We start from the raw sequence: 12,881 nt of genomic DNA on the forward strand, positions 1-12,881 counted from the left end.
GTATGGGACTCCTTGGGGAGCGAATGCCTCTCAAATCCTGACAGGGATGGACTCTCGGATACAACGGCCTCTGGAATGCATTTGCACTCCATGGGCTCCAGCATCGCCGTGACGTGTGATGCCCGACTCAGGGGGCCGGCGCGGACTCCGGCTTCGGCAGGTCCGCGTCCTTCAGCACCTTCCCGCGTGGCTTGCGCGGCGTCTCGTCCTCGTAGCCCTCGACGACCAGCGCGCTCAGGTCGAACGGAATCCCCTTCGCGCGCTCCTGCTTCTCCGCGCGGGATTCCAGCGCCGCGCGTGGCTGCTTCTCCGGGTAGGCCAGCCCCACCAGGATGCGGTTGGAGCTGCCCCGCACGTCGAACGTGTAGAGCTGCTGGAAGCCCGCGTGCCACGTGCGAACCATGGAGTCGAAGCGCGTGTTGGGTGGGAATTCCCAGACATTGCCCACCACCGCGCCCTTCTCCGCCAGCCGCGCCCGCACCGCCGCGAGGAACTCCACCGTCGCCAGGTGCTCGGGGATGCTGTCCGGACCGTACGCGTCCAGGAAGACGAGGTCATACGGAGGGCCCGCCGCCTCCACGAAGCCCCGCCCGTCCGCCACGTGCGCGCGCAGGCGCTCGTCCTCCCGGAAGCCGAAGTATTCCTTCGCCACCGCCACCACGTCCGGGTCGATGTCCACCACGTCGATGTGCGCCCCGGGCACCACCGCGCGCAGGAACATGGGCATCGCCCCACCGCCCAGCCCCACCACCAGGATGCGCTTCGGCTCAGGCACGAAGGCCAGCCCCACCATGGACACCCGCGTGTAGGGCAACTCCAGCCTCAGCGGCTGCCCCGGCCACACCACGCTCTGCAGCGCTCCCGTCTGGTCGAACTGGAGGTAGCGCCGCCCCTCCGCGTCCTGGGTCACGGAGATGAACGTATAGGGCGATTGCTTCTCGTAGAGGACGGAGCGCGAACCGGAGGCCGAGCACGCCAGCAACACCAGCCCCATCAGCAACAGTCGAGGGGTGACGCGCCGCATGTCCGCTCCTTCCAGGTGCCAATAAAGTAGCAATTCCCCCAGGAAAAACAACGGGTTGACCTGCACGCCCCCAGGGTTCACCTTGCCGCGCATGAGTGACGTCCATGGCAGCCTTCCGGAGCACGCCCGCGCCATCATCGCCGAGGAGGAGGCGCTGCTCGCCCGCGTCCAGGCGACGCTGGAGACCGCGCGCCACAAGGCGCTGCGCGGGCCGGACACCCGGGGACTGGTCGCCCAGTTGCAGGTGCTGCGCGACGACGCGGCCACCGCCTCCGTCGCGGACCTGCCCCACCTCTTCGCGCAGATGAACCAGGCCCGCTCGCTCATGGAGCGCCAGGAGTCCGCGCGCCTGCCGGACGCCCAGGCCCCCTACTTCGCGCACCTGCGCCTGGACGGCGCGGGCGGCCCGCGCGACTACCTGCTGGGCCGCACCACCTTCGCGGACGTGGGCGCCGGCGTGCGCATCATCGACTGGCGCTTCGCCCCCGTGGCCCGCGTCTTCTATTGCTACGAGGAGGGCGACTCCTACGAGGAGTACTTCGGAGAGCGGCTGGCCGAGGGCACCGTCGAGACGCGCCGGCTGGTCGTCATCGAGCGCGGCGTGCTCACGCGCATCATCTGCGGGGCGATGGTGCTGGAGCGCGCCCCCGGCGGCGAGTGGCACTCCGTGGGCCGAGACCTCACCGCGCTCCAGTCCGGCGGCACCGGCGCCGCCGCGAGACCGGAGTTCCTCGGCACCGGCAAGGGTGCCCGCCGCATCGACGATGCCTTCGGCGTCACCGCGCTGCTCGACGCCGAGCAGTACGAGGCCGTCAGCACCGGCCCGGACCGGCCGCTGCTGGTGCTGGGCAGCGCGGGTAGCGGCAAGACGACGGTGGCCCTGCACCGGCTGGCGAAGATTGCCTTCGACGACGCGCAGACCTACCCGCAGTCCCGGATGAAGCTCATCGTCCCCGAGGAGGGACTGGCCCGGCTGTCCCGCCGCCTGCTGGCGCCGCTCGGCCTGGGCGGCGTGGCCGTGCAGACGCGGGACACGTGGCTGCTCGCGGCGGCGCGCCAGGCCTTCGACGTGCCCGGCATCAAGCTGTGGAACGACACGCCGCCGCTGGTGTCCCGCCTCAAGCGGCACCCCGTCCTGCGGCGCGCGCTGGCCGCCCGCATCGGCGTGCCGAAGACTGCGGCGGGCACCACGCTGGAGAAGCTGCGCAAGCGGCTGGCGGACGCCTACTTCGACCGGCGCTTCCTGGAGTCCGTGGTGGAGGCCGCCCGCGGCGAGATTCCGCGCACCGCCATCGACGAGACGCTGGAGCACACGCGCCTGCAGCACGCCACGTCCCTGGCGAAGGAGTTGAAGGACATCACGGACCCCGAGCGGCTCATCACCGTGGACGGCAAGGCCATCGAAGAGGACACGCCCTACGCGCTGGCCGGCACCGTGGACCTGGACGACCTGCCCATCCTCATGTTCCTCAAGGCGCAGCACGGCCCGCTCGGGCTGGACAGGCTGGCGCACGTCGTCCTGGACGAGGCGGAGGACTTCTCCCTCTTCGAGCTGTTCGTCGTGAGCCGGCTCCTGGGCAAGGGCAAGAGCTGCACGCTCGCGGGAGACGAGATGCAGCAGACGGATGCCGGCTTCGCGGGGTGGCCCTCGGTCCTCAACGAGCTGGACATCCGCGACGCCGCCACGTGCCGGCTCCAGGTCGCCTACCGCTGCCCCCAGCCGGTGGTGGAGCTGGCGCGGCGGGTGCTGGGCACCCAGGCCCCGGAGGCCCCCAATCACACCGGCCGCCCGGGCGCCCCCGTGGGCTTCCACCACTTCCCGGACGAGGCCCAGGCACAGCTCTTCATCGGCGAGGCGCTGAGGGACCTCGTCACCCGCGAGCCGCACGCGTCGGTGGGCGTCATCGCCAGCAGCCCGGAGTCCGCCCAGGCCGTCTACCGCGTCGTCTCGGACATGCCGTGGGCCCGCTACGTGAGCGACGGCGAGTTCACCTTCGAGCCCGGCGTGGACATCACCGACGTGGGCAGCGTGAAGGGCCTGGAGTTCGACTACGTCATCCTCCCGGACGTGACGGCGCGGGCCTGGCCGGTGGACGACGAGTCGCGGCGCCGCCTGCACGTGGCGATTACGCGCACCTCACACCAGCTCTGGGTGGTGTCCTCCGGCGTCCGCTCCCACCTCATCGCGCCTTCTGGCGCGGCAGCTCCACGGTGAACGTGGAGCCCCGGCCCGGCGCGCTCTCCACCAGGATGCGGCCCTCCAGCGCGTCCACAATCTGCTTCACAATCCAGAGCCCCAGCCCCAACCCGCCGTAGTGCCGCTCACTGGCCAGCCGCTCGAAGCGCTGGAAGAGGCGGGCCTGCCCCTCCGGAGGGATGCCGACGCCCTCGTCGCGCACCACCAGCCAGGCCCGCTCGGCGTCCGCGCCCACCCGCAGCTCGATGGGCCGGCCCCGGCCGTACTTGATGGCATTGGACAGGAGGTTCTGGAACACCTGCTCCAGCCGCAGCCGGTCCCAGGAGCCCGTGGCGGGGCCCGGCGCGTCCAGGCGCAGCTCGCAGCCCGCCCGCGACAGGTCCTCCGAGAAGCGAGGCACCATCTCCCGCGCGAGCGCCGCCAGGTCCAGCTCCTCGCGCTCCAGCCGCAGCCGGCCGGCGGTGATGCGGGACACGTCCAGCAGCTCGCGCACCAGGCTGGACAGGCGCGAGAGCTGCCGCTGCACGGCCACCACCTTCGCGCCCAGGGCTTCCGGTGGCGTGGCGGCGGAGCGCGACTCCAAATCCCTGCGCAGCGCCTGGACGTTGAGGGTGAGCGAGGTGAGGGGCGTGTTCAGCTCGTGGGACGCGACGGAGAGAAACGTGTCGCGCGCGCGCACGGCGTCCTGCGCCTCCATGTAGAGCCGCCCGTTGTCCAGCGACGCGGCCGCGCGCCGCGCCAGGTCCTCCGCGAGCCGCACGTCCGCCTGCGTGTAGCGGCGCACGGCATCCGTGTTGACGAGCGTGAGCGCCCCCAGCACCCGGCCGCGGCTGATGAGCGGGACGGAGATGTAGCTCTTCACCCCCAGCGCCAGGGTGGCCTGGAGCCGCTCCGGGTCGCCGGCCAGCGCCTGCTCGAGGAGCGCGGGCTGCAGCTCCGGCACGAACTCCGTGACGCCCACCCGCAGCACGCGGCCGATGCCGCCCGCGTCGTCCATGCGGAGCGGGTAGCGGGCATGAAAGGCCTGGGTGAGCTCCACCTGGTCCGGGCGCACACAGGCCATGGCGATGCGGCGCACCTGCCCGTCCGGTCCGGGGATGTCCACGCAGCACCCGTCCGCCAGCGTGGGGACGGCCAGGTGGGCCATGCGCTGGAGGATCTGCTCCTGCTCCAGCGACGACGCCAGCACCTCGCTGGCCTGGGCCAGGAAGGCGGCATGGCGCTGCGCGCGCCGGGTCTCGTCATACAGGCCGCGGAGCGTCGCCTCCTGCTTCTTCTCGGCGGTGATTTCCCGGGAGAAGACGTACACGCGCCCATGGCCCCGCAGCAGCCGCTTCACGAACCAGCGTTCCCTCTGCGCGACGTGGCACTCGAACTCCTCCGCCACGCCCGTCGCCGCCACCCGGCGGAAGCGCTCCTGGAACGTGGCGCCCAGCATGTCCGGGTACAGCTCCCACAGCACCCGCCCGAGCTGGTCCAGCCGCGACCTGCCGAAGGCCCGTTCCATGGCGGGATTGACGTAGAGGCACACCGCGTCCGCGGAGCAGACGGCGACGCTCTCCGGGAGCTGGTCGAGCAGGACGGTGTCGATGCCCGCCACGTCCGGCTCTCGGGAGTCGGCGCTGGCGGGGCCCTGTCCGGTCAAGGGATGTTCCACGCTGTTGGTGAGGGTACGGGCCACGGCGTTCGGTCCCGTCGCTTAACATTTCCCCCCCACGCCCCCTACTCCCGCCGGCCGCGCATCTGCTCGGCACCCAACACTCCCGTGACGCCGGGTGAAGGGGCGGCCGGGCGGGCGGACACCAGCGGGGCCGATGCTCCACGGGCCCCGCGCTCAGGGCGTCTGCTGGCCCTGGCGCCACGCCTCGCGGCGCTGCTCCTGGACCTGCCTGCGCGCCAGCGCGTCCTGCTCCTGCCCCGGCAGCTCCGCGAGGCGGGTGCGGTGCATGTTGATGCTCAGCTCGTACAGGCCCCGCTCCTGCTCGGGCAGCTGCTCGCCGTACTCGGCGAGCACCGTGGCGGCGAAGGTGATGAAGTCCTCCGACACGCGGCGGCGGTGCTCGTAGTACTGGCGCACCTCCTCCTCCGTGGCCGAGCCCGAGAGCACCTTGCCGTAGAGGTCGTTCCAGCGCCGCGCGTCGTCCTCGCGCCGCTTCAGGACCTCCGGGTCCTTGGTGGGCGCGCCCAGCTCCCAGTAGAGGTTGTCCGGCAGCTTCGCCCGGAGCGCCTCCAGGTCCACGGGGTGAATCTGGGGCACACCCTCGGCCGGCGGGGGCTCCGGCGCGCGCGGGGCGTCCGGGACCGCGCCGCTCCCCGCCACGGCGGTGGGAGCCGCGGCCCCCGGCGGAGGCTCGCTGGGAGCGGACGGCGTCACCGGCGCGTCCGCCCGCGCGGTGGCGGGAGCGGGCGTCGCCACCTCCGGGGCCGCGGGCTGCCGGACGAAGAGCAGCACGGCAAGTCCAACTCCGACGACGGCGCCCGTCGCGGCAATCCACGGCAAGCCCTTCCACCGAGCGTTCGCGGCCATGCCGCCCGAATACCGCGCGCCGCGCGCACCTGGCAACCCGCCGCCCACGGCGACACAGGCGATTCGAGGCACGCCGCCCGTGCCGCAATGCATCACAAACAGATGCCGCAACGCATCACGACCTGTTGTGTCCCATGAAACATGAAACAGCCACAAAGTCGCTGACTCTGTTGCAATTGCCTTATATAGACCTGGATTCCCACCAAACCCGGAGGTTCCTGAATGAAACGCCTTCTCCTGGCCTGTTTGATGGCCGTAGCGCTGGTGCCCGGTGCGGCCCGCGCGGAGGTCATCGTCTCCACCATCGTCGAAGTGCTCGTGGATGGAGGCAACAACTACAACTGGGAGAAGGTGGAGCTCCCGGGCACGAAGTGTGGCAACGGCTCCCAGTACAAGTTCTGGGTGCACCGCACCGGCTCGCCGAACCTGCTCTTCCTCCTGGAGGGCGGTGGCGCGTGCTGGGACTACGAGACGTGCAGCGGGCGCGCGGGCGTGCTGGGCGCCGCCAACCCCAACGGCCTCAGCGACAGCTACATCACCGACTTCACGGCGAAGTACGTGTCGCCGCTCGTGAATGGCGCGGACCCGGGCCTGCCGGGCCGTAGCCGCACGGACCTCGTGACGAAGGGCTGGAACATCGTCTACATGCCGTACTGCACGGGTGACGTGCACGTCGGCAACAACGTGGTGACCTACACGGACTCCACGGGGCAGAACCCGCCGCTGACGTGGCACCACTCCGGCTACACCAACACGATGGCGGTGGCCAACTGGACGCGCACGCAGTTCCCCAACCTCCAGAAGTTCCTGATGACGGGCTACAGCGCGGGCGGCACCGCCACGTCGGCCGGCTACTACTTCGTGCGCAAGGCCATCAACCCGGCGCGCGGCTACCTGCTCAACGACTCGGGCCCCATCTTCCTGGCGCCCAACGTCGACTACCGCTCGCGCGCGCTGCACGAGAAGATTCGCCAGTCCTGGAACCTGAACTCCGTCTTCGGCCTGCTGCCGGCCACGTTCAACCAGAACGACTTCGGCAGCATCAACCGCATGGTGGCGCAGGAGTTCCCCAACGACCAGCTCGCCTACACGGGCTACACGCGCGACTACAACTACTCGCGCTTCTCGTATGAGCGCTTCCACACGCCCAACGACCAGGAGTCCGTGCTCGGCTACTGGAAGGTGGACCAGGACAACCTCGTCAACGAGCTGAAGCTCTACAACAACTTCAGCTACTTCATCCCGCACCACCGCGCCATCAACTCCAGCCACTGCAGCACCATCATCACCTTCATCGGCGCGCACGCCTGCCAGAAGATGGAGAAGAAGCGGTACTGGTACGAGTACCTCGAGCTCCCGTGGGGCCAGACGTACAAGTGCTACAGCGAGTTCGTGCCGATGGAGACGTTCCTCTCGCGGTGGATCAACAACAACGAGCGCATCCGCATCTACGAGCCGCCCAACGGGTACAACAACGAGGACCCCGGCATGCAGATTGTCGCGCCGCTCATCAACGGCGCGCTGGGCGGGTAACCCACCGCTCGCTCGTTTGACTGGAGCCGCATGACGGAGCGGGGCGCCCTGCCAGGCGTCCCGCTTCGTGCGTTTCAGGGCCCCTGGCGTCCCCCTCGGCATGGCGGTAGACCCGGGCCACGTCATGGACAACCTCACCCACGGGCTGCTCGGGCTCGCGCTCGGCGCGCTGCGCCGCCCGGACACACGCCCCGGCGCGGCCGGGCGCGCCACGCCCACGGACCGCGCCGTGCTGGTGGCCGCCGTGCTCGCCTCGGAACTGCCGGACCTGGACACGCTGCTGGCGCGCGGCGACGCGGTGACGGTGGCCCTCCAGGCCCACCGGGGGCTGTCGCACTCGCTCTTCTTCGCCCCGGTGGTGGCGCTCGGGGCCACCCTGGGCGCGTGCGCCCTCTTCCGGGGCGCGCGGGTGCGCCCCGTGTTCCTGGCCAGCCTCGTCTCCGTCCTCTTCGCGCACCTGCTGCCGGACCTGTGGACGGGCTGGGGGACACGGGTGCTGCTGCCCATCTCCGACGCCCGCCTCAGCCTCGACTGGACGATGGTGGTGGACCCCTGGGTGACGCTGCCGCTGGTGGTGGGGGCCGCCGTGGCGTGGCGCCGGCGCGCGTCATGGCGGCGGGCGCTGCTGGTGGGCCTGGCGTGCTCGGCCGCCTACGTGGGCGCGCGCGTGACGTCCTGGGGCGTGCTGACGCGGCGTGTGGAGGCCGCCTACCCCTCGGCCCGGGCCGTGCGCGTCTTCCCCCTGCCCTTCTCCGTGGGCAGCTGGCGCTATGTGGCCACCCTGCCCGGTGGGGTGCTCGCCGCGGGTGAGGTGCCCCTGGCCGGCGCCCCCCGCGAGGCGCGCCGCGTGGACGCCTCCGAGGCGGCGCTGCCCGAGGACGTACGCGCGGTGCCGCCCGTGCGCGAGGCGCTCGCATGGGCCCGCTTCCCCGTCGTCACCCTGGCCTCCCTGGACGACGGAGCCGGAGGCCGCGAGGTGCGCATCAACGACCTGCGCTACCACCTGCGCGGCGAGCCCACGCTCGGCTTCGTCATCCGCCTGGACGCGGCCAACCAGGTGACACACGCGCGGATGGAGCGCGGGGGCAGCGCGAGCGAGCTGCTGCGCCGGTGGCGGGGCGAAGCGGCGCCGCCTTCCCGGACGAATGGCGCCGGCGCGAGCGCACCCGCGCCGTAGCGCGGAAACGACGAAGGCCCCGGAGGAAGGAGTCTCGTCCTTCCCACGGGGCCTCCAGTCACCGCGCGACGGACAGGCCGCCGCGCGGGGCTCGGCTCGGGCTCAGGTGAGGCCCGCCATCGGACCGATGTAGTCCGGGTGGCCGAAGGTGTTCACATTCACACCGAAGGCATTGGCGATGGACACCAGCAGCCTGTTGTGCGGCACCGCATCCCGCAGCGGGGTGCCGGGGCCCTGCCAGCCGGACAGGGGGTCGGAGCCCAGCGGGCGCACGCGCAGGAAGCGGCCCATGCGGAACTTGCCTCCCGCGCCGCCGGCCAGCACGGTGGGGACGCGCACGTTCATGTGGCCCGCCGCGTCGCCCAGCTCGTTGCCCCAGAGGATGAGCGTGTTGTCCAGGGCGGTGCCGCTGCCCTCCTGCACCGAGGCGAGCTGCGTCATGAGGTACGCCACCTGCTCGGCGTACCAGCGCTGCACCGTCACCATCTTCGTGCGGATGTCCGTGCGCAGCGGCTCCTGGGTGACGTCCAGCCGGTGCGCCAGGTCGTTGTGCACGTCCTCATTGATGCCGAGCCACGGCATGGACGGGCCCGGAATCGTCAGCGTCACCACGCGCGTCAAATCACACGCGAAGGCCCGGACGATGAGGTCCAGGTGCAGCCGCGTCAGCGTCGGCATGTTGGTGAGGTTGCCGAGCTGGTCCACGCCGTAGGCCGGAGGCGCGGTGCCGCCACTGCACGCCTGGTCGGCGGGCACCGGCGTGGGCGACGGGGTGGGCGAGGTGCTGAGCGTGCCCAGGCGGCGCTCGATGTCCCGGAGCGCCTCCAGGTGCGCCTCCAGCTTCTGGCGCTCCTCGGCGGCGAGCTTGTCGCGCAGGCGGGTGGCGTCGCGGATGAGGAAGTCCACCACGCTCCTGCGGCGCGCGACGGCCCTGACCGCCTCCTCGGGGTCCGCGGCCGGCGCCGGCGCGTTGCCGAAGAGGCGCTGGTAGAGGGCGGCCGGGTCGCGCTCGAAGGGCACGCGCGAGCCGTTCGCCGTGAAGCTGATGCTGTTGTAGACGTGCTGGCCGCCGAACTGCTCCCAGGCGTTGAGCTGGATGGAGCGGAACCGGGTGGCACCGCCGATGGCGTTGCCCAGCACCTGGTCCAGCGAGGCGCTCTGCGGCAGGTCGTCACCGCTGGCGGTGCTGACCTTGCTGCCGGTGAGGAAGGTGACGGGCGCGCCCTCGTGGCCCGTCAGGCCGTGCTCGTACAGCACCTTGTAGTCCACGCCGTCCAGCACCAGCAGCCTGGAGCGGTGCGCCTGGAGCGGGGCCAGCATGGAGTTGGGGAAGTCGAGGTTGAAGTCCAACTCGCCGCCCTGGGGGTTCCAGTACTCCGGCATGCACCCGTGGGGCGTGAAGATGGCGATGAAGCGCAGCGGAGGCGTGGTGCTCTGGGCGTGCGCGTCGGTGGTGCCGAGCAGGTTGGCCAGCGGGAGCGCCGCGGCCGAGCCGGCCAGCGTCTTGAGCAGGGAGCGTCGGGAAAGTTCGCGGAGCATGGTGGCTACTCGTTGGCGGTACGCCGGTGGGTGAAGTAGGGCGAGCGCACGAGACTCACGAGCGCGTCACCCAGTTGGAGCCGCGGGTTGGCCTTGAACGCGGCGCGCATGTCGGCGAGGAGCTGCTCGTCGACCGGAGTCTCTTCACGGCCCATGGCGTAGCGGAAGATCTGGAGGGGAACGCAGTTGGCCACGTCCTCGCTGTTGGCGAGCCAGCGGGCCAGCTCGCCGCCCCCGGTGAAGGTGAAGGTGCCGGCGGAGTAGTCCACCGAGCCGCTGGCATCCACGGTGAGGCCGTTCTCCTGCGTGCGGTGCTTGCCCAGGCCGTCGAAGTTCTCGAAGCCGAAGCCCACCGGGTCCAGCCGCCTGTGGCAGCCCTGGCAGGAGGGGCTGCTGCTGTGGGCGGCGAAGCGCGCGCGGGTGGTGGTGTCGTCCGCGACGGCGGGGGGGATGATGACGATGCTCGGCGGAGGCGGCGGGATGTCCTGGCACAGCAGGCGGGTGAGGACGAACTTGCCGCGGCGGATGGGCGAGCTGGAGTCGAACAGCGAATACGTCGCCAGCACGCTGGCATGGGTGAGGATGCCCGCGCGCTCGGGCGGCAGCGGCACGCGGCCCGTCGTGCCGTTGGGCGTGCTCGTCGTGCCGTAGAACGCCGACATGCGGCCGTCCGCGAAGGTGTAGTTCGCGCTCAGCAGCTCCTTCACGGAGCCGCCCTCGTTGGCCAGCACGTGGTCGATGAAGGTGCGCGTCTCGGCGCGGCTGGAGTCCTTGAACGCCGCGCTGAAGAAGGGGAAGACCTGGTTGTTCTTGTTGATGTTGGCCAGGCCGGTGATGCCCAGCCACTCGGTGATGAAGTGGTGGAGGCGCTTCTGCGCCGCCGGGGTGGCCAGCAGCCGGCGCGCCTGCGCCTCACGCTGCTCCGCCGTCTGGAGCTCCCCGGCCTCCGCCGCGGCACGCAGCGCCTCGTCGGGAGGGGCGGCGGTGAGGGCGTAGGACAGCGCCGAGGCCACCTCGTGCTGGGTCAGCCGCACGACCTTGCCGGCGCCCTGGCCGGGCTCGCCCAGCTCCGTGCGGTAGAGGAAGGAGGCCGAGGAGAAGAGGCCCTGGAGGAAGAGCTGGTGGGCGGTCTGCGGGGCCGCGACCTTTCGGAGCTCCCGCCAGAAGTTGAGCAGCTCCGCCCGGTCCTCATCGGTGAGGGGCCGGCGGAAGGTGCGGCTGGCCACGTCGTAGAGGATGGCCATCGTGCACGCCTCATCGTCCGTGGGGCACTGCACGTGGATGTTCAGGGAGCGGAAGGCATACACCGACGCGTTGATCGCGGCATTGTCCATCTGGTCCGCGAGCAGCGACGTCACCTGGAGCCGGTCGTGCGTGCTGAAACCGAGGATGGTGTCCTCGGGCGCGAAGGTGGCGCTCAGCGGCGGCATCCCCGGGACGACCGAGGCAAGGCTGTTGTCGTACTCAACCCGGGTCAGCCGGCGCACTCGCACCGGGGAGGCTTCGGAGACCTCGGGCGGTGGGCCTTGCGGCTCTGGCTTGTCGGAGCAGGATGCGGCCGCTAGCAGCAGCGCCGCGGGGAGACTGAATCGGAGAATTCGCATACGAGAGACACCCTCTGGCCTGCGACTCCCAGAAAACCCCCTCCGGAGTGCAGGCACGATGACAACTGTAACTGGTCCCCCCGTCGCGACCGGTGATGATTTCATGACCGCGAGCGGAAGGCTTCACCCTTTCAGCAGCACTGCTGCATTTCGCCCTCGCTACCGGAGACACGCCAACCATCTTCTAGGAGTCCAGGAAATGCGGAGCTGCTGCGCCGTACAGGCACCCACGTACCGGCACCCGCTTCCACGGCGTGGCAGAGGGTACGCGCGGCCCCGGAGCGCGCGCGAAGCCTGCTCGCGGAGCAGGAAGGCGAGCACGGGCGTGAGCGGGGCGGCCTCGCGCGCGTCAGCCCGAGCGGGCGCGGTGCTCCACGCCCCCGGGGCCGGCCACCACGAGGTCCGTCGTCAGCGACAGGAACAGGCCATGCCCCACCACGCCCGCGCGCGCGTCCAGGCGCGAGGCCAGCTCCTCCGGGCGGTGGAGGGGGCCGAAGCCACAGTCGAGCACGAGGTTGCCCTGGTCCGTGTGGAAGGGCGCGCCGTCCGCGCCCCGCCGCGGGGTGACGCGCGCGCCGAGCGACTCCAGGAACAGCGCCTGCGAGCGCCAGCCGAAGGGAAGCACCTCCACCGGCAGCGGCCAGCGCGTGCCGAGCCGCGGTGACAGCTTGCCCGCGTCCACCACGATGACGACCCGCCGGCTGGCCTGCGCGACAATCTTCTCCCGCAGCAACGCCCCTCCCCCACCCTTGATGAGCGAGAGGTCCGGGGCCACTTCATCCGCCCCGTCCACGGTGACGTCCAGCACGGGGTGCTCCTCCAGCGTGGTGAGGGGCACGCCCAGCCCGCGCGCCAGCGCCTCCGTCCCGCGCGAGGTGGGGACACCCAGCACGTCCGTGAGCCGCCCCTCCGCGCGCGCTTCCGCCAGCCGCTGCACCGCGAAGGCGGCGGTGCTCCCCGTGCCCAGGCCCACCACCATGCCCGGACGGAAGAACGCGTCCACCGCCCAGGCGGCGGCCTCTCGCTTGTAACGGATGGTGTCGCCGCCGGATTCGTGGCTCATGCCTCTCGAAGGTACACCCCGCCGCCGCGTGTCCACGGAGAGGCCTGGCAAGCGATTGGAATCACCCCTGGCGTGTGAGGCTTCACATCCCGTCCCTGACGCACCAGGCCGTAAGCCGGTGAAGGGAGGGCCGCCCCCGCTTCCGGGCCATGGAAGGAAGCGCCAGAAACAGGAAGAGCCCGGCGCGTGTCACCGCGGCCCGGGCTCCTCCCAGCCA

9 protein-coding genes are annotated in these 12,881 nt (G+C 71.2%); 3 read left to right on the plus strand and 6 right to left on the minus strand.

Annotated features, from left to right (window positions below; all coding sequences use genetic code 11):
• Window positions 1–127 precede the first annotated feature (127 nt).
• On the minus strand, window positions 128–1,117 hold the full coding sequence (locus tag K8638_RS10305; protein ID WP_223754282.1) for a spermidine synthase: 990 nt from the start codon (window positions 1,115–1,117) through the stop codon (window positions 128–130).
• Here K8638_RS10305 and K8638_RS10310 point away from each other — a divergent pair.
• Window positions 1,116–3,239, plus strand: a complete 2,124-nt coding sequence (locus K8638_RS10310; RefSeq protein WP_223754283.1) for an ATP-binding domain-containing protein — start codon at window positions 1,116–1,118, stop codon at window positions 3,237–3,239. The two genes, K8638_RS10305 and K8638_RS10310, sit on opposite strands and share 2 nt — an antisense overlap.
• Here K8638_RS10310 and K8638_RS10315 read toward each other — a convergent pair.
• On the minus strand, window positions 3,205–4,866 hold the full coding sequence (locus K8638_RS10315) for a PAS domain-containing sensor histidine kinase (RefSeq protein ID WP_223754284.1): 1,662 nt from the start codon (window positions 4,864–4,866) through the stop codon (window positions 3,205–3,207). The two genes, K8638_RS10310 and K8638_RS10315, sit on opposite strands and share 35 nt — an antisense overlap.
• A 189-nt stretch (window positions 4,867–5,055) precedes the next feature.
• The gene (locus K8638_RS10320) at window positions 5,056–5,673 is read right to left on the minus strand and encodes a hypothetical protein (protein WP_223754285.1); all 618 of its coding nucleotides are present in this window, start codon (window positions 5,671–5,673) and stop codon (window positions 5,056–5,058) included.
• A gap of 297 nt (window positions 5,674–5,970) precedes the next feature.
• Here K8638_RS10320 and K8638_RS10325 point away from each other — a divergent pair, with 297 nt between their 5' ends.
• Window positions 5,971–7,281: a pectin acetylesterase-family hydrolase gene (locus tag K8638_RS10325; RefSeq protein WP_223754286.1), complete on the plus strand. Its 1,311-nt coding sequence runs from the start codon at window positions 5,971–5,973 to the stop codon at window positions 7,279–7,281.
• A 100-nt stretch (window positions 7,282–7,381) separates the two neighbouring features.
• Window positions 7,382–8,458: a metal-dependent hydrolase gene (locus tag K8638_RS10330; RefSeq protein WP_305071153.1), complete on the plus strand. Its 1,077-nt coding sequence runs from the start codon at window positions 7,382–7,384 to the stop codon at window positions 8,456–8,458.
• A 102-nt stretch (window positions 8,459–8,560) separates the two neighbouring features.
• On the opposite strand, the gene K8638_RS10335 is transcribed toward K8638_RS10330, so the two are convergent.
• From K8638_RS10335 to rpiA, 3 genes are all read right to left on the minus strand, one after another.
• Entirely contained in the window at window positions 8,561–9,997 is a 1,437-nt protein-coding gene (locus K8638_RS10335; protein WP_223754287.1) for a DUF1552 domain-containing protein, read from the minus strand.
• 5 nt (window positions 9,998–10,002) lie between these two features.
• Entirely contained in the window at window positions 10,003–11,601 is a 1,599-nt protein-coding gene (locus tag K8638_RS10340) for a DUF1592 domain-containing protein (protein WP_223754288.1), read from the minus strand.
• A 349-nt stretch (window positions 11,602–11,950) separates the two neighbouring features.
• The gene (gene rpiA, locus K8638_RS10345; RefSeq protein WP_223754289.1) at window positions 11,951–12,664 is read right to left on the minus strand and encodes a ribose-5-phosphate isomerase RpiA; all 714 of its coding nucleotides are present in this window, start codon (window positions 12,662–12,664) and stop codon (window positions 11,951–11,953) included.
• Window positions 12,665–12,881 lie beyond the last annotated feature (217 nt).

The sequence above is a fragment of the Myxococcus sp. RHSTA-1-4 genome (genome assembly GCF_020037125.1).
In the GTDB taxonomy this organism is placed as follows: Bacteria; Myxococcota; Myxococcia; order Myxococcales; family Myxococcaceae; genus Myxococcus.